The sequence below is a fragment of the Desulfitobacterium dehalogenans ATCC 51507 genome, from assembly GCF_000243155.2.
In the GTDB taxonomy this organism is placed as follows: domain Bacteria; phylum Bacillota; class Desulfitobacteriia; order Desulfitobacteriales; family Desulfitobacteriaceae; genus Desulfitobacterium; species Desulfitobacterium dehalogenans.
This window is the reverse complement of sequence record NC_018017.1, coordinates 368350-385523: the sequence shown is the minus strand read 5'-3', so window position 1 is coordinate 385523 and position 17174 is coordinate 368350. Positions and strand designations below refer to the sequence as shown.

Here is a 17174-nt window from a genome sequence, read left to right as displayed (position 1 = left end):
TAAACCCCTCCTAAATACTGTCAAGTATTGCCGGTAATATTCCGATAACATAGATAAGGGTTTTTTAAGGATGAAATTAAAGACAAGGAGGTCGCCCTATGAAAATTCAAAACTCGTCCATCGTCATGGCAGGGGAATCCAAGTATTCTGAGAGTTACAAAAAGGATGTCACCCTGCAGGGCTGGCTGGGCAAAGATGTCGCCGGAAAGCCGACCCTTAGCCTGGAGAATGCAGACATTCTTGATTTATCTGATTCGCTTAAAGGCCTGCAAAGTCCTGCTTCCAATGTCCATCGATCCCAAGAGATCAGCTTGGACATGAGTGAAGAGGACAGGCGCAAGCTGGACCTGCTCCTAATCATGCTTGAAGCCATCACCGGCAAGAAGATGCACTTCTTGGTGCCCAAAAAGCTCGTCCTCAATGATCCGGGCAATCTTCCCTTTTCCCCCAACCGAATTCCCAATCAAAACTGGGGCATCATCTTCGAATCCAGGGAAGAGTATACCGAAGAGCAGTCCATGTCCTTTTCCGCCCAAGGCCAGGTGACCACTACGGACGGCAAGACCATCAATCTGCAACTTCAGTTGAATATGAGCCGCAGCTTTGCTTATCAAAACAACATCAGCTTCCGGGCCGGAGGTGCTGTGACCATCGATCCTCTGGTGATTAACCTGGGGGTCAGCTCCGCCCAGTTAACAGAGCAAAAATACGTCTTTGACATTGACTCTGACGGCAATACCGAGCTCATCTCCTTCCTGGCCCCAGGAAGTGGGTTTATCGCTCTGGATAAAAATCAGGACGGCATCATCAACGACGGCAGCGAGCTCTTCGGGACGAAAAGCGGAGACGGCTTTGCTGATTTAGCCGTCTATGACAGTGATAACAATGGTTGGATCGATGAAAACGACCCTATCTATGATAAGCTCCGCATCTGGACCAAAAACGAAAAGGGAGAAGATGTACTCTTCGCCCTGGGTGAAAAAGGAATAGGAGCCATCTATCTAGGTAACGTAGCCACCAACTTCGGTCTGAAAGATTCCAGCAATCAATCCCTGGGGGAGATCAGAAAGACCGGCATTTACTTGAATGAAAACGGTACTGTGGGAACTCTTCAGCATGTGGATTTGACCATCTAAGCTTCACATATATCTATATCCTTATCTCTGTTTATCTTTCGAACTTCTGACCGCTAGCTTTCTGCTTAAAGAAAGATATTGGGTTCCGCGCATAAGGATCTCAGATCCATATTTATTGCGAATCTCATCCACCGTTCGATCCAGCTCAGTCTGTTCTTGAACCTCTTCTTGAAACAGGCTGAGCTGCTCTATGCCCTTTTGCAGACGGCTGGCAGTTATACCCAGCAAGCGGATGGGTTTGCCTAGAGGCCATTTTTCAAAGAGCTTAAGACTCTCTTGATAGATCACATCAGTAATATCCGTGGGTTCAAAAAGGGTAGTGGAATAGGTCCGGGTCTTAAATTCTGCATCCTTGACCTGTACCGTAAGGGTCTGAGCCTTGGTCTCCTCCTGGCGAATTTTTCTTCCCACACTATCGGCCAGAAAAAGCAGGACCTCTGCCCCCTGCTCCGGGTCTTTTATGTCTTGGGGCAAAGTGATGGACCGCCCAATGGAATGATCCTTAACATGATCTTCCGGTGTCACAGGCCGATCATCACACCCATTAGCCCATTCATGCAGTTTGGTTCCATAAATGCCAAAACGCTTCCGGAGAACTTGAGGAGAAACGTGAGCCAAATCCCCAATGGTTCGGATCCCCATACCCTCCAGCTGTTTTTCCATCTGCCTGCCGATCCCGGACAGCTCCCCTACCCCTAAAGGCCATACCTTACTCTCCAGATCACCCGGAGCGATAATGGTAAAGCTGCGGGGAAGCTTTATCCTGGTCTTTTGATCTCGCTGATAATCACTGGCCAGCTTAGCAAGAATTTTGCAATAGCTAATCCCTACCGATATCCCCAGACCTAACTCTTCAAGAATCTCTTTTTGTACCCGACGGGCTATCTCTTCCGTACTGCCAAAAAGAAGGTGGGAGCCTCGAAAATTCGCAAAGCACTCATCCACAGAGACCCTTTCGATATGATTTTCGTCTGTGTAGCGCTCAACGATCCGCCACATTTTTTCGCTAAGATCAAGATAGAGCCGAAAATCCGGAGATAACACCACCGCTTCCGGACAAAGCTTTAAAGCCTGAAATAAAGGCATGGCTGTCTTAATCCCACAGAGCCGCGCCTCGTAACTGGCCGTAAGGACAATCCCCGTCCGGTTCCTGGGATCCCCGGCCACCAGCAGAGGCTTTCCTTTGAGCTCAGGATTCACTGCCTGATGGCAGCTGGCGTAATAGCTGTTAGCATCGAAGAGAACGATATCAAAGTCCTTGGATTTATGTTCCAGCATCATGGATCCTTCCCGTCTATCCTATATAACAAATTATACCACAGGGGCGGTGAAAATGATGATACACCGACCCTCTAAATCTTAAAGAAAGAAAAGCCAGGTGACTATCCCAAAGAGGGGAAGGAGAATGCAGAAGCTATACGCCATATAGCCGAAAAAGCTAGGCATTTTTACTCCGGATTCTTCAGCAATGGAGCGAACCATAAAGTTAGGGGCATTGCCGATATAGGTAACCGCTCCAAAGAACACCGATCCAGCAGAAATTGCCAGAAGGTATAAGGGCTGGTCGACTAAGAACTGAGCCACTGCAGGGGCTTCAGCCATACCTGGATAGAATTGACCTAAAGCAGTACTAAAGAAGGTTAGGTACGTTGGGGCATTGTCAAGGAAGCTGGACAATGCTCCGGTAATCCAGAAGTATTGAACCGGCTCTTTTACTGCTGCAGTAATAAAAGACAAAGCTCCGGACTCACCAGCCTTCAATATCGCTAAAGCAGGAGCCATGGTTACAAAGATTCCGAAGAAGAGATAAATGATCTCCAAAATTGGCCCCCAGGAGTATTCGTTTTCCTCACGAACTGCCTTGGGTGTGATTTTCATGGAGATAACCACAATAGCTACAAGTACCAGATTACGGATAACATCCTGCCAGCCAAGATGAACCCCCAGAATAGATACTTCGCTCATCTTAACATAACCGCTAAATAGAATCACACCAATAATTGCGGCTAACAGAATAAAGTTTTGAACGCCTAAAACTTCCAATCTTTTTCCCAACGTTGAATCTCCACTGGAGTTATCTTTGGCTGCAACCCCATTGCAAGAAGATGAAGCAAAGGCTAAATTGCCTTCTTTTTGTTCCTTAGCCAGAAAGTACTTATCGAAAACAATATAAATTAGTAGGAGCCCGGCCAGCACTACAGCCATGGGTGTAATAAGGCGTAAGGTCCAAAAGAAAGGTACTCCATGCAAAAAGCCCAAGAAAAGCGGTGGATCCCCTAATGGGGTCAATGCTCCTCCCACATTGGCAACCATAAAAATAAAGAATACTACCATAAAGGCCTTATACTTACGATCCTTATTCACACGCAGGAATGGACGGATTAATAACATAGCCGCTCCTGTAGTCCCCATCCATGAAGCGATAATAGCCCCGATCGTCAGGAAACCTGCATTGACCCAAGTTGTCCCCTTTAAGGATGTACGAACTAAGATTCCACCACCGACTGTAAATAAGGACCCGATAAGAACGATAAAGGGAATGTAATCCGCGATGAGTAAATGGAGCAGCTCATCAACACCTTGTTTTCCATAAGCTACGATCAGTGGAACAGCAAGCAGTGCTGCCCAGGCAGCTGATACCTTACCAAAATGATGATGCCAAAATTTTGGAAACAGAACAGGCCCCAGTGCAATGGACAACAACATACCTACAAAAGGAATGACTGAATACAATGGCAATAAAGTACCTAAAGAATGTTCCATTTTTTCCTCCTTAAATTTTCCAGCAGGCAAAACCGCGTTTTTAAAAACTTAATATATTAATACCTTAAAAATACCCTCCCATGGTCAAGAATATCTCACCATAGAAGGGCATAAGGTTTACTGGTTAATGTATTACCTCACAAATTGAGTAAGGAACATCGAAATGGAAGGCACATAAGTAATCAACAACAAGACGGCAATCATGGCCAAGAGGAAGGGAACAACCGCTTTGGCAATCTCTTCGATCTTTAGTTTCGCTATACCACTTGAGACAAACAAGTTGACTCCTACGGGTGGCGTTATAAATCCAATAGCCAGGTTGACAACCATGATGATCCCAAAGTGAATCGGATCGATACCAACCTTAGTGGCAATGGGAAGCAGAATTGGCGTGAGAATAACAATGGCCGCTAAAGCTTCCATGAATGTGCCAACGAAGAGCAATAATATGGTAACAATTAACAAAATAAGGTATTTACTGTCGGTTATCGCCAACATCCAGGTAGCGATCCTAGTCGGAATTTGTTCAATCGTCAAGATGTTACCAAAGATGGTGGCCATCGCCATCAAAACAATAATGATAGCAGAGGTACTGCAGGATTCCGTAAAGCAATACACGAAATTTTTTCTGGTAATGCCTTTGTGGATAAAAACGCCTACGATCAGACCATAGAACGCCGCTACAGCCGCAGATTCAGTAGGTGTCATGTACCCGGAATAAATACCACCCAGAATAATAATCGGAACCATCAAGGCCCATTTGGCCTCCCAAAAGGCCTTACCAACACTTCGAAAGGTGCGTTTTCGAGCTTCACCTTTCCAGTTGTTCTTTTTGGCATAATAATAACTGACGCCCATCAAAGCGAATCCAACGATTAAGCCAGGAACAATACCACCCATAAAGAGCTTACCAATCGAGACTTGAGCTGAAACGCCATAAACGACAAAGGGATTGCTCGGAGGAATCATAACCCCGATGGATCCGGCAGCTGCAACAAGTGCCGCAGAAAATCCTCGGGAATACCCCCTTTCAACCATTGCCGGAATGGTTAAAGAACCAATGGCAGCTACAGTAGCCGGTCCTGAGCCGCTTATGGCAGCAAAAAACATACAGGTGGCAACCGTAGCCAAGGCCAAGCCGCCGGTAAAGGAGCCTAAGAGTTCATCAGCCAAACCCAAGAGCCGTTTGGATAATCCTCCTTCACCCATAAAGACACCTGCGGCTACAAAAAACGGGATAGCCATAATGGGAAAGCTATCGATGGAAGTAAAGCAAATTTGTGATATATACTCTATCGGCATAGTATGGGCACAGAGAATAGTGGCTAAAGCGGAAAGACCTAGGGACATGGCAATGGGTACACCAATAAAAACAAAAAGCACAAAGTATCCGAAAAGCCAAGCCATGGCTGGGATATCGAAATCCAAAAAAAGCGGAGAAAAAATTACAGCTACTATCAAAACTCCGATCAGAGTATCTTTTAGACCGCTCTCCAGGATTTGCTTAACCAAGTCCTGGAGACATCGAATCGACATTAAGCCAAAGCCAATGGGTAAAATTAAGTAGGGAATAAAAAAGGGTATATTCAATGCCGGAGAAATCTGAGGATACTTTAACATCATTTGCAAATGATCTATTCCCATAAAAAAGATTACTGCTGTTAATATAAGAATGCAGCCATCGACAACGATCCAACTCATTTTTTGCCACCTATCGGAAAGGCGATCATAGAGAATATCAACCCTGATATTATTTCGCTGTTTGATAGCCAATGGAATCGCTAAATAGGATATCCATATGAAGATAAAGCGTGATGCTTCTTCTAATCCAACAATTGCTGTACCGCCGGTGATATTAGAGACGATATAACGATAGATGGTTTGATAAGTAATCAAAACAATAATAGCCAGCATGCCGATCACAAGAAATGGTACTTCAAAATAGTCATCGATCCATTTAAGCCATTTTTTCCAAGAAGCTTCTGGTTTTTTTGAAATATCTATCATAACTAACCTCCTGTCCTATTTGGACAGAGGGAGCAGGAGTTACCCCCCTCCCCCCCTGTCTTCAAATGCTGTTGCTGTTATTGTTGAGTAGCTGTGACTAAATCAATCAATTCTTGAGGAATTTCCGGGAATTTATCCCAAATCGGACGAGTTAAGGTCTTAAATTCTTCTTTTTCAGCTGGAGACAATTCTTTAATCGTCATTCCGTCATCGATTAGCTTTTGTTTGGCTTTATCCTCCAGCTCAATGGTTACTGTACGCTGCCAATCCAGAGCCTCCTTACCGGATTCTACTAATATCGTTTGTAGGTCTTGAGGCAAAGCATCAAAATAATTTTTATTGATCATGAGCAAATGCATGCTGTAGTTATGGCCTGAGTCAATGCCGTAGGATAGTACTTCACCATGCTTCGCATCCGAAAGCAAGCCCCAGGTATTTCCTTCTGCATCAACGGTTCCCTGTTGCAATGCTGTATACGTTTCTCCCCAGGCGACCGGAGTAGCGCTCATTCCTAAAGCCTCAGCCACAGCAACTTCTACAGGTGAATCCGTGGTCCGCACTTTTAAGCCTTTTAAATCGGAGGCATTGGCGATGGGTTTGTTCGTGGTCACAAAGTTACGGTAGCCATATTCACTGTACATAATGGGCTTCAAGCCGACTTTCGCACACACGTTGTCCAAGTACTTGCCTAGTTCACCATTATCTAAAGCGTCGTACAATTTTTGTTGATTTTCGGGTTGGGTGATATAAGGAAGGTCGAAGACCATGAATTCACGGGCAAAACTGGCCATATTGGGAGATGAGCTGGAGGACATTTCCAAAGTGCCCTTTTGGGTGGATTCCATTGTTACACGGTCACTACCTAGGGTTGTATTTCCGAAGATTTGAATTTCAATTCTTCCGCCAGACTTTTGCTCGACGATTTCCTTGAATTTTTCATAACCCACCGTTACATTATTACCAGGTGCCATGGGATGTCCCAAACGAATGACGACTTTTTTATCAGCAACTCCTGATCCTGCGGCTGGAGCGGCGGCTTCATCAGCCTTTTTACACCCTGACAGAGAAAAGACAAGAAGACAGGATAAGATGAGAATCGAAAGCTTAAATAACCTCTTTTTCATATACCATTCTCCTTCCAAACACTCTCTAGTCTAAAATGGACTTTGCGAGCTCCTTAAGTTGTTCAAATTTTGCGTCCCCAAGCTGGGTATCACTTAGTGGATAATCTTTCCCCAAAAAGTGATATTTTTGTTGTCCTAGACGGTGATACTTAAGCAGCTCATAAGTAACATTGAGTTTACCCTTAACAAGATTGGCAATTTCCTTAATATCTTCTTCTGTATCGTTAAAACCGGGGACCACTGGGGTTCTAATAAGTTTTGGCAACTTTGGAAAGCCCTCGCAAAGCTTATTAAAGTTTTCTAGAATAAGCTCATTGGGAGCACCTGTATACTTTTTGTGCTTTTCGGAGTCCATGCATTTGATATCCATAATAATTGAAGTCAGATATTGACAAACGTTTTCCATGCTTGGCCAATCTGCATAACCACAGGTTTCGATGGTCGTTTTAAGTCTTCTCTTACGGGCTTCCTTTAATGTTTCCGTAACAAAGTCCGCTTGCATTAAAGGTTCACCACCGCTAATGGTTAAACCACCTCCGGATCGTGCATAAAACACACTGTCTTTTTCAACTTCCCTGATCGCTTCTTCAACGGTTATGGGTTTGCCGAAGACTTGTAAGGCTTGAGAAGGACAGACATCTACACATTTCACGCAATCCGTACAGAATTTACGATCAACAAAAATCTTGTCGTTTTCCTCTGTATTCAGTTTGATTGCTCCATAGACACACACCTCCGCACATCGAAAGCAAGCTTTTATGCCTATGCATTTATGGGGATTAAATCCAAGCTGTGGTTGTGTTTGCTGAGACTCAGGATTGCTGCACCACTCACATCTGAGGGGGCAACCCTTGGTAAAAATAATTGTTCGTATTCCTGGACCATCATGAACTGAATAGTGTTGAATATTAAAGACTAATCCATATCTACGCTCATCAGAAGCCCTCGACTCCCCCATAAAAGAACCTCCTCCTTAGATCGCCTCATGCTCTGTTCTAGCGATGATATCGTCTTGGAGATCTGAGGAAAGATCTACAAAGTAGGCACTATAGCCTGCGACTCGAACAATCAAACCGCGATATTTATCAGGATCTTTCTTTGCAGCAAGTAATGTTTCTCTATTGATAATATTGAATTGGACATGCCACAATTTCAAATCGCACCATGTTCTAATGAAGGATACTAATTTTTCGCTACCTTCCTCACCGGCTACGCAGGAAGGACTTAATTTGAGGTTCAACAAGCGAGCGGCCCGATTGCGATAACCATAATTCTTCGAGTAGAAATTGGATAGAAGCACTGCTGTTGGACCATAAATATCAGCACCATGGGATGCTGAGGAACCATCAGCCAGCGGAGTCCATGCTTTTCTGCCGTTGGGTGTTGCGCTGACGACCTTTCCGAAAGGTACATGGGAAGTGAACGGTACAAGTCTCAGATCCAAATGGACACCCAACTCTTTTGAATATTTTTTCGTAAATTCAAGGGCCTGACGATCCACTTCTTTAGCAATAGCATCCGGGTAGGGATCATTGTTGCCATACTTCGGTGTATGCATGAGCATTTCACGGATAGCTTCGTACCCTTCAAAGTTATTCTGAACAGCTTCAATCAACTCAGCCATGGTTAGCTTCTTCTCTTCGTAGACCAGTTTCTTAATAGCAGCTAAAGAATCTACCACAGTCCCATAGCCAATTAACTCAAAGTAACCTAAATCAATACCTCCTTTAATCACGGGTTGATGGAGATCGATACAATTCTCCATACAAAGATCGTGCATTAAAGAACCTAAGGGTGAGGCAAAATGTTGAGCACGCAGCCTGATGATGATATGTTGCTGAATGAAAGCATGTTTAAGGAAGTTGGTTTGTTGGGCAAGATAAGCCTCCCAGAATTCATCCCAAGTCTTGAATTGAGTCGGGTCGCCGGTTTCAAGTCCAAGCTGCTCATTTCCGTATTTTATCATTTTCCCGTTGTACAATGTCATCTCCACTGCCGCAGCAAAGTTAATATAGGGATTACCACTGGTATAGGTGTCCCGGTTGGGCATACGACACTCAGCGCAACCGGATACAGCATAGTCCATTGCTTCGTCAAATTTTGCGCCTTTAGAGAGGAGGAGCGGCACAACTTCCTCATCATTGATGAGTTTCGGGAAACCGGTTCCTTCTTTAATGGTCTCTGCAACTTCATGGAGGTACCGATCGGGGGAGCCAGAATGAATCCGCGCAGCCAAGTCAGGATAATTAAGGGGAAATTCTTGTTTGGATTTTAGGAATAGATACGTGAGCTCATTGGTTGCATCCAAACCGTCGGGAGTCTGACCGCCGACAGTAACGGCCTCCCAGTGAGCATACCCTTCATTGAACGCGCCACCTGTGGGCGATAAGTAAAGGTCAATGAATTGGGCCATGCCAACCCACATGCATTCCAGCAGTTCGATGGTTTGCTCATCCGTGAGGATACCGTCTTCAATATCTTTTTTGTAATAAGGATAGAAATATTGGTCCATCCGGCCATTGGAAATAATCGTACCCGTTTTTTGCTCAATTCTGGAGAACATCTGCACAAACCATTGTGATTGAACCGCTTCGCGGAAGTTGCGAGCCGGATTCTCAGGTACCCAGGCACATCTCTCGGCAATACCCAACAATTCCTGTTTGCGTTGGGGATCCCTTTCCTTTTTTGCATAATCTGCAGCTAATTGCGCATGGCGATTGGCCCAAAGGACAATGGCATCACAGGTGATAATTACCGCTTCGAGGAAAGGTTTCTTTTCCATATTATCTACAGGGCTCATGGGATCAAGGTTGGCCAGCTTTTCCTGGGCTTCTTCTTTAATGCCCTTAAAGCCTCTCTTCAGGATCTTTTCATAGTCGTGCACCCATTGAATGGATGACCGGAAGGATGCTGTTTCGTTGACAATGAACCTTGAAATCAATGGATCTTCCGGGTCATAAGTTACCTTCAAGGTGTCTTTGGGAAGTTCCTTAGCTAAATCTTCGTGGAATGTCTTGCCCTTCCAGTAAGGAGCAACATCTTTGATAATAACTTGTGCATCATCGGGATCGATATCAAAGGGAGACTCCACACGTTGGGGCAGCTGTTCAATCGCTAAGCCAAGGAAATCCCCGTCTAACTCCGGGAAAACAATCCCATAGCGTCCCTGACAGCCGGCACGACCTACAATAAGTTGATCACCATCAATATAGACTGTCATGTTCTGAGCAATGTGCATTAATGCTTTTGCCCATCTTAACTGTAAAGGTTGGCCTTCGGTCACTTTAAAGGACTCTGTAAAATATTTTGCGCGTTCGACATCAATTTTAGGGCGAAGGTTTTGGAAACTCGTTAGAATTTTGAATACTCGCTCACGGCCTTCGAAACTGACCTTGCCCTTTTGTTCATCTAAAATTCTTTGCTCGTGAGGGGATAAACAGCATGCGTTCATCTTTGATAAACTCCTTTCACTCATACTAATTCGTGGGAACCCCTTGCCCGGGGTCTGGACGTGAATGGCAAGTGTGATAACTTTTATAGCTCACTAAGCTGCTTTGGTTAAAACCAAGCCGTCTGTCAATCACTCTCCTTTGTTATTAAGATAACCAATTGCGCTCCTTGCCTTTCTTCATTGCAAAACTTATGCCAACCACGAATTCCTTGAAACATGCTGTCTTCGCAATAATGCAGGGAAAACTATGTTGCAACTATGCACAAACTCTTTCATGCAAAGTGCATGTGCTAACTATCCCAATAGGTAGGACTATGTTGTCATCCTGCATCAAGGTTTCCAAACTGCAACATTTATCACAAAAGATTATATTTTTTGGCTTTTCTAAATATTGTTGAGCGGTCTACCCTCAATACCTCAGCAACCTTCGAGCCTGATTTATATTGATCCAAGGCTTTTTTGAGTAAATTTTTTTCATAATCTCTTACAAGTTGATCCAAGGATTTTTCTTGGTGATGATCAGCGGAGTCTTCCTCCATATTGAGATTGATAAGCATATACTGAGGCAAATCCTGTACATCAAGAGCCTTCTTCTCACCGGTTACAACGAGGCTCTGAATAAAATTATCCAGTTGGCGGACATTACCCGGCCATTTATAAGAAAGGAACACTTGCTCCACCTCTTTAGTAAAGGATATCTGCTTACGATACTTAGAATTGTATTTGTCAAAAAAAGCTCGCATCATGGCGCTGATGTCCCCCTTTCTTTCACGTAGCGGTGGAATCTCAAGATCGGCAACACGTAAGCGATAGTAGAGATCACTCCGAAAACGGCCTTTCTTTACTTCTTCTTCTAAATTCCGATTGGTTGCGGCGATAAAACGGACATCGACTTTTCGAACCTTTGTTGAACCGATATGGATTATTTCTTGATCCTGTAGAACACGCAGTAGCTTTACCTGCAGCTGTAAAGGAATTTCGCCAATTTCGTCTAAAAACAATGTCCCTTTATCCGCCATCTCGAACAGCCCGGCCTTCCCTTTTGTACTGGCTCCCGAAAAGGCACCGTAATCATAACCAAATAACTCAGATTCAATTAAGTTCTCAGGGATGGTCGAACAATCAATTTTTAGGAAAAGTTCATTGCGTCTCGCGCTATATTCATGAATTTTGTGTGCTAAAACATCTTTCCCTACCCCAGTTTCCCCCAAGAGCAAAACTGTGGCATCTGTTTTGGCTATCCTTTTCAATTTTTCCATTAGGGTAAGCATTTTTTTGCTTTTAAATATTTCGGAGTTACTTTTTAAGACCTTTTTGCAATGCTTATTCGCTTCACGGTACTTAATAATCGTATCCTGTTGCTCTACAATCTGCTCCTTTAACCGGGACAATAAAGAAATATCTCTGACAAAGGTCAAAACAAAGCAAACTTTACCTGATTCATCACATATGGGATAGCCGTTTAATAAAACTTTTTGCCCTGTCTTCGTGATCTGCACCGACGATTTATGCTCACCGGTGACCACTATTTCCGGATTTAGAGCCACACTGTATATTCCCTTACCTACTAGCTCCTTAACATTTTTCCCTATAACCTCTTTACATTTCAAACCGGTAAGCTGTTCGTACATGGAATTAACCGCAATAGTCATACCCTCGGCATCAGAAATGTAAACTCCCTCAGAAAGCACTTCAATAACTTGCTGATGAAGTCCAGAAATACCCGAATTACTCCAATAATCCTGTGTCATTGAATAATCCCTCCCTGTACTCGTTGCATCATAGCAACAGGTATGCAGTATTGCACCAATCGCCTTGTCCTTATACCCCCATTCACAAACTCAACTCCGAATCCTTTCACTCGTTGCACCTTTACAACAATTTTATCACCGATTTGCTTTATGTAAATCCCCAGAACATTCTTTAGGCTGATTAGAGGGTTGGAATGAATCTTGCAATGTTGTTTACTGAAGTGTGTTAACTTTGACAGACTATGCGCTCCGGTCTGTCTAATAACAAGGAGGAAGCTTCATGACCATTATTGATTTCAGATTTAGACCTAATACTGAAGAAATCTTAAAAGGAATCTCGAGCAACCCTGCTTTTAAAGGGATGTGCCAATCCATCGATTTTAACAAAATGCTCCCTCAAACTGTAGAGGAAGTTGTTCAGGAGCTGGATCATCATCATGTCGTTAAGGCTGTGATTTCCGGCCGGGATTGTGAAACAACTTACGGTGCAAAATCAAATAACACGAGTGTGATCGAGTTCTGTCATCGATTTCCTGACAAGTTTATCGGTTTTGCAGGATTAGATCCCCACAAAGGAATGGCCGCTATAGAAGAACTTAAACATGTTGTTAACAATGAAGGGATCAAGGGAGCCGCAATTGACCCCTACCTGGCCCGTATTTATGTTAACGACGCCAAATACTACCCGATTTATGCAAAGTGTTGCGAATTAGATATTCCTTTAATTATTGCCACCGGCCCTGGAACCTTAGTTCCTAATGCGGTTATCGATCATGTTGCCCCTCGCTACATTGACTTTGTAGCTCGCGACTTTCCCGAGTTGAAGATTATTGTCAGTCATGGTGGATATCCTTGGGTCAATGAAATGATTACTGTCGCACAACGGAATGCTAATGTCTTCCTTGAGTTATCAGAATATGAATTCTTCCCACAAGCGGACGCCTATATAGAAGCCGCCAACTCAATTCTCAGTGATAAAATCATGTACGCCAGCGCTCATCCCTTTGTTGATTTTAAAATTGCTTTGAAAAATTATGAACAACTCCCCTTTAAACCCGAAGTTCGTGAAAAAGTGATGTATAAAAATGCTGCTAAAATCTTGGGGCTTAGTGATAGTGCTTCCTCCGTGAGCAAGACGATGGATAGTCAACAGATACAAGTTATTATCGAAAATGTGATTGCCCAGCTTTCACAGAAAGGCATGTTAGCGAGTCGCTAACTGAGGGCACTCATGAAAACTATAGGAAAAGCTAACCAGCTCATTGAGGCTTTTCAAGAAGTCATCGAGCACCCCAAGCCCTATAGCGGACATAAGAAGCTTTATAGTGGAGTCGATCTGGGCACTGCTTACACCGTTCTCGCAGTCGTTGATGAAGACGGCGCCCCCGTAGCCGGCGCCATGCGCTTTGCACAAGTCGTCCGGGACGGACTTGTTGTTGATTATCATGGGGCCGTTGAGATCGTGGGGGAACTCAAAGCAAAAATCGAGAATTCCCTTGACGCAGAACTCCTCCAAGCGGGAATAGCCTATCCCCCTGGAACCTCCGAAGGTGACCAAAAAGCCTTTCGCTATATTGCCGAGGCTGTCGGCTTTGAAGTGGCCGTTTCCATTGATGAACCTTCCGCCGCCAATAATGTATTGAATATTGAGAATGGTGCTGTCGTGGACATCGGAGGAGGAACCACAGGTATTGCAATCATTGAAGATGGCCGGGTGGCCTATCTTGCCGATGAACCAACAGGGGGGGTCCATGTGAGTTTAGTTATTTCAGGAGCTTGTAAAATCCCTTTTGAAAAAGCAGAAAAACTAAAAAATGATTCTAATCATCATCAGATGCTGTTGCCAACTATCAAGCCTGTTATTGAAAAATTTACGACTATCATCAGACAACATATTCAAAATCGCAACGTCGATAAGGTTTTTCTTGTTGGCGGTACGGGCTGTTTTACACAGTTTGAAACCATTATTGAGGCAGAGCTTCATCTGCCAGTCATTAAACCAGCCAATCCCTTCCTTGTGACTCCCTTAGGAATCGCTTTAGAAGTAACCAAGGCCTGTTCCTGACGACTAAGCAGGCAGCCCTTATCCTGTCTGCAAATCTTAGTAACCATGGGGTGAATTTATGCGAATTGGAAAAGTAATCAACAGTATCTGGGCCACACGGAAAGATGATTCTTTGATAGGGACTAAGCTGATGATTGTCCAGCTCCTTGATCGTCCCAATGATGAATTAGGCCGCATCATTGTTTGTGCCGACATTATTGGAGCGGGAATCGGCGAAAAGGTCTTAGTCAGTGAAGGTAGCTCAGCACGAAATATGGACAGCTTTAATTCCTCGCCCATCGATTCTGTGATCGTCGGGATCATAGACGAGGAAAAAGATAAATCGGACGAGGTGCCTAAGAATGCGTGAAGAATTAATCCAAAAAATTAAAGAAGCAGGTGTAGTAGGTGCCGGGGGTGCCGGTTTCCCGACTCATGTAAAAGTTGCTGCAAAAGCACAAATCGTCATCGTCAATGGGGCTGAGTGTGAACCCCTGCTTCGAGTTGACCAGCAACTGATGGCGTCCCAAGCAGCTAAAGTGGTTATGGGCTTAGAAATAGTGATGTCTATAACGGGTGCCGGCGAAGGAATCATCGCTCTTAAAAGCAAGTATAAGGATGCCATTGCCGCACTGGAAAAAGAAATTGCCGGCAAACCTATCCGAATTCACATCCTGAACGATTTTTATCCGGCCGGTGACGAACATCTTATCGTCTATGAGTCGACTGGCCGTCTCATACCCCAAGGAGGCATTCCCCTAAAAGTCGACTGTATCGTCAATAATGTAGAAACCTTAATCAATATCGTTGATGCCGTTGCAGGTAAACCTGTGACAGATACCTATCTCACCATTACAGGTGAAGTCAATCAACCCATGACCATAAAATTACCCATTGGAACTTCCATCATCGCAGCCTTAGGGTTTGCCGGTTACCATGATTTAGAACATATGAAGATCATTGAAGGCGGCCCTATGATGGGAAACATCGTCGATGATGTGGCCCAACCCATCACTAAAACCACCAAAGGATTAATCCTCTTGCCACAAGATCATCCTTTGATTAAGAGCAAAACTCTCCCCTCAGACAAGGTTCTGCGCCAATCACGGGTCAGTTGTATGCAGTGTCGTTATTGTACGGATTTATGCCCCCGTTACCTGCTGGGACATAAGATTGAGCCTCACAAAATGATGCTAATGGTTAAACATCTCCAAGGGGATGAAAACACGATGAAAATGGCTTTTTCCTGCTCTGAATGTGGTGTTTGTGAACAATACGCCTGCATTATGGGGCTCTCCCCCCGAGCTGTGAATGCCATGCTTAAACATGAATTATCAAAAATGGGCATTAAGCCTGATCCCTCCCCAGCCAACCGAACTGTCGACCCTCTCCGGAAGCATCGTAAAATACCGATTAAGCGCCTTATTTCTCGACTCGCTTTAACACAATATGACCAAAGTGCACCCCTAAATGAACAGAACTATCCCGTTCACAATGTCGCCATAAAATTATGCCAACATATCGGTGCCCCGTGCAAACCTTCCGTTAAAGTTGGAAGTAAGGTTAAGAAAGGCGATGCCATTGCTTTCCCTCCCACCAATGGCATAGGGGCTTGTCTTCATGCCAGTATCGACGGGGTCGTCAAAAAAATTACGAACAGCATCTTTATCTCTTCAAGTGAAGGAAGTGAAAAATAGCCATGGAATCCATAGGTTTGGTGGAAATCAACAGTATTGCTAAAGGGATCGAAGCGGCTGATGCTATGCTGAAAGCAGCCCAAGTGGACCTTCTCGAGGCAAAACCTGTTTGCCCGGGAAAGTATACTATACTGATTTGCGGTGATGTTGCTGCCGTTCAAAGTTCTGTAGACGCTGGAAAAGGCATTGCTGCCAACTCAGTACTTGACGATTTTATCCTTCCCAACGTTCATCCCCAAGTTCTCAAAGCCATCTCATCGACTACACCCATTACGGAGATTATAGCTTTGGGGATCATTGAAACCTTTTCTGTAGCCTCACTCATCGTTGCCGCTGATACAGCTGCCAAAACAGGTCAAGTGGACTTGGTTGAAATTCGGATCGGCATGGGAATCGGCGGAAAATCTTTTGTGACTCTCACCGGCGACGTGGCTTCGGTGGAATCCTCCGTTGCAGCAGGAGCTGCTCTGGCTTCCGAAAGAGGAATGCTTGTAGAGAAAGTCGTGATTCCTTCCCCACATTATAATTTGAAACAGTGCCTCTGTTAGAAATTCTTCTTCGGAAAACTACTACCTAAGGAGGTGAAATGACCATTGAAAGCCTTAATCACAGCTGCTGATGTCAAAACTACAGCTGAAAACCATCAAACAATACTCTATGTTTCTGAAGAAAGTATCATTACCCCTGCAGCTAACGATGCTGCTAAGGAGTTGGGAGTAGAAATTACAGTCCGTTCCCTTTCTTCACCAAATCAACCCTCGGCTTCTTCCCTCGATCCTGCCCTTCTAGCCAAGATCGTGGAAGAAGTCATGGTCTTCTTAAAGCAACCCCAGTGTCCTTTACCGCCCCATAAAGAAGCAGACCCCTGTGGTTTAAGGATTGTCAAGGGAAGCCATCTGATTTTAGAAGACTTTAATACAGGTAACCCCAAGGATTGCATCAAGATCAAAGAGCTATTTAATAAAAAAGAATGCTCCAACTATTCGGTAGGGATTATGACCCTCGAGAAAACCGACTACACTTCAACGACTACAAAGGATGAAATCGATTACATCGTCGAGGGTACCTTGGAATGTTGTGTCGATAACCGCTGCTATACTGCACAGGCTGGCGATACACTGTATATTCCTGCCCATGCCACCATCACCTTGTCTACTTCAGATAAAGTCAAACTCTTGTATGTCTGCTAACTTACCCTTTT

At 44.3% G+C, this 17174-nt stretch carries 14 protein-coding genes; 7 read left to right on the top strand and 7 right to left on the bottom strand.

Annotated elements, in window-relative coordinates; genetic code table 11:
• Positions 1-98 precede the first annotated feature (98 nt).
• Positions 99-1136: a hypothetical protein gene (locus DESDE_RS01795; protein WP_014792335.1), complete on the top strand. Its 1038-nt coding sequence runs from the start codon at positions 99-101 to the stop codon at positions 1134-1136.
• Between the two features lie 21 nt (positions 1137-1157).
• Here DESDE_RS01795 and DESDE_RS01790 read toward each other — a convergent pair whose 3' ends face one another.
• The 7 genes from DESDE_RS01790 to DESDE_RS01760 all read right to left on the bottom strand — a co-directional run bounded on the left by DESDE_RS01790 (position 1158) and on the right by DESDE_RS01760 (position 12232).
• Complete coding sequence (locus DESDE_RS01790) at positions 1158-2414, bottom strand: DNA polymerase Y family protein (protein ID WP_014792334.1); 1257 nt, start codon at positions 2412-2414, stop codon at positions 1158-1160.
• 81 nt (positions 2415-2495) lie between these two features.
• On the bottom strand, positions 2496-3899 hold the full coding sequence (locus tag DESDE_RS01785; protein WP_014792333.1) for a sodium:proton antiporter: 1404 nt from the start codon (positions 3897-3899) through the stop codon (positions 2496-2498).
• A 132-nt stretch (positions 3900-4031) separates the two neighbouring features.
• On the bottom strand, positions 4032-5906 hold the full coding sequence (locus tag DESDE_RS01780; RefSeq protein ID WP_014792332.1) for a TRAP transporter large permease: 1875 nt from the start codon (positions 5904-5906) through the stop codon (positions 4032-4034).
• A gap of 77 nt (positions 5907-5983) precedes the next feature.
• On the bottom strand, positions 5984-7030 hold the full coding sequence (locus DESDE_RS01775) for a TRAP transporter substrate-binding protein (protein WP_014792331.1): 1047 nt from the start codon (positions 7028-7030) through the stop codon (positions 5984-5986).
• Positions 7031-7055: 25 nt separating this feature from the next.
• Positions 7056-7988 carry a (2S)-3-sulfopropanediol dehydratase activating enzyme gene (hpsH, locus tag DESDE_RS01770; RefSeq protein ID WP_014792330.1) on the bottom strand — a complete coding sequence of 311 codons (933 nt, stop codon included), beginning with the start codon at positions 7986-7988 and terminating at the stop codon, positions 7056-7058.
• A 15-nt stretch (positions 7989-8003) separates the two neighbouring features.
• A complete protein-coding gene (gene hpsG, locus DESDE_RS01765; RefSeq protein WP_014792329.1) occupies positions 8004-10481 on the bottom strand; it encodes a (2S)-3-sulfopropanediol dehydratase in 2478 nt (825 codons plus the stop codon).
• A gap of 356 nt (positions 10482-10837) precedes the next feature.
• On the bottom strand, positions 10838-12232 hold the full coding sequence (locus tag DESDE_RS01760) for a sigma-54 interaction domain-containing protein (protein WP_014792328.1): 1395 nt from the start codon (positions 12230-12232) through the stop codon (positions 10838-10840).
• 280 nt (positions 12233-12512) lie between these two features.
• Here DESDE_RS01760 and DESDE_RS01755 point away from each other — a divergent pair, with 280 nt between their 5' ends.
• From DESDE_RS01755 to DESDE_RS01730, 6 genes are read left to right on the top strand one after another with little or no spacing between them, the layout of a single operon-like run.
• Positions 12513-13451: an amidohydrolase family protein gene (locus DESDE_RS01755; protein ID WP_014792327.1), complete on the top strand. Its 939-nt coding sequence runs from the start codon at positions 12513-12515 to the stop codon at positions 13449-13451.
• A 12-nt stretch (positions 13452-13463) separates the two neighbouring features.
• Positions 13464-14297: an ethanolamine utilization protein EutJ gene (eutJ, locus tag DESDE_RS01750; RefSeq protein ID WP_014792326.1), complete on the top strand. Its 834-nt coding sequence runs from the start codon at positions 13464-13466 to the stop codon at positions 14295-14297.
• A gap of 58 nt (positions 14298-14355) precedes the next feature.
• Complete coding sequence (locus tag DESDE_RS01745; protein WP_014792325.1) at positions 14356-14646, top strand: EutN/CcmL family microcompartment protein; 291 nt, start codon at positions 14356-14358, stop codon at positions 14644-14646.
• Positions 14639-15973, top strand: coding sequence for a 4Fe-4S dicluster domain-containing protein (locus DESDE_RS01740; protein WP_014792324.1), 1335 nt, complete (start codon positions 14639-14641; stop codon positions 15971-15973). The genes DESDE_RS01745 and DESDE_RS01740 overlap by 8 nt, the downstream gene beginning before the upstream one ends.
• Before the next feature lie 2 nt (positions 15974-15975).
• Positions 15976-16521, top strand: coding sequence for a BMC domain-containing protein (locus DESDE_RS01735; RefSeq protein WP_014792323.1), 546 nt, complete (start codon positions 15976-15978; stop codon positions 16519-16521).
• Positions 16522-16566: 45 nt separating this feature from the next.
• A complete protein-coding gene (locus tag DESDE_RS01730) occupies positions 16567-17163 on the top strand; it encodes a cupin domain-containing protein (protein ID WP_014792322.1) in 597 nt (198 codons plus the stop codon).
• Positions 17164-17174: the final 11 nt, after the last annotated feature.

Excerpts from the sequence above, each read along its gene's own strand:
- eutJ (WP_014792326.1), top strand. The coding sequence starts at position 13,464 with ATGAAAACTATAGGAAAAGCTAACCAGCTCATTGAGGCTTTTCAAGAA.
- DESDE_RS01735 (WP_014792323.1), top strand. The coding sequence starts at position 15,976 with ATGGAATCCATAGGTTTGGTGGAAATCAACAGTATTGCTAAAGGGATC.
- DESDE_RS01760 (WP_014792328.1), bottom strand. The coding sequence starts at position 12,232 with ATGACACAGGATTATTGGAGTAATTCGGGTATTTCTGGACTTCATCAG.
- hpsG (WP_014792329.1), bottom strand. The coding sequence starts at position 10,481 with ATGAACGCATGCTGTTTATCCCCTCACGAGCAAAGAATTTTAGATGAA.
- DESDE_RS01740 (WP_014792324.1), top strand. The coding sequence starts at position 14,639 with ATGCGTGAAGAATTAATCCAAAAAATTAAAGAAGCAGGTGTAGTAGGT.
- DESDE_RS01755 (WP_014792327.1), top strand. The coding sequence starts at position 12,513 with ATGACCATTATTGATTTCAGATTTAGACCTAATACTGAAGAAATCTTA.
- DESDE_RS01775 (WP_014792331.1), bottom strand. The coding sequence starts at position 7,030 with ATGAAAAAGAGGTTATTTAAGCTTTCGATTCTCATCTTATCCTGTCTT.
- DESDE_RS01795 (WP_014792335.1), top strand. The coding sequence starts at position 99 with ATGAAAATTCAAAACTCGTCCATCGTCATGGCAGGGGAATCCAAGTAT.
- hpsH (WP_014792330.1), bottom strand. The coding sequence starts at position 7,988 with ATGGGGGAGTCGAGGGCTTCTGATGAGCGTAGATATGGATTAGTCTTT.
- DESDE_RS01785 (WP_014792333.1), bottom strand. The coding sequence starts at position 3,899 with ATGGAACATTCTTTAGGTACTTTATTGCCATTGTATTCAGTCATTCCT.
- DESDE_RS01745 (WP_014792325.1), top strand. The coding sequence starts at position 14,356 with ATGCGAATTGGAAAAGTAATCAACAGTATCTGGGCCACACGGAAAGAT.
- DESDE_RS01780 (WP_014792332.1), bottom strand. The coding sequence starts at position 5,906 with ATGATAGATATTTCAAAAAAACCAGAAGCTTCTTGGAAAAAATGGCTT.
- DESDE_RS01790 (WP_014792334.1), bottom strand. The coding sequence starts at position 2,414 with ATGCTGGAACATAAATCCAAGGACTTTGATATCGTTCTCTTCGATGCT.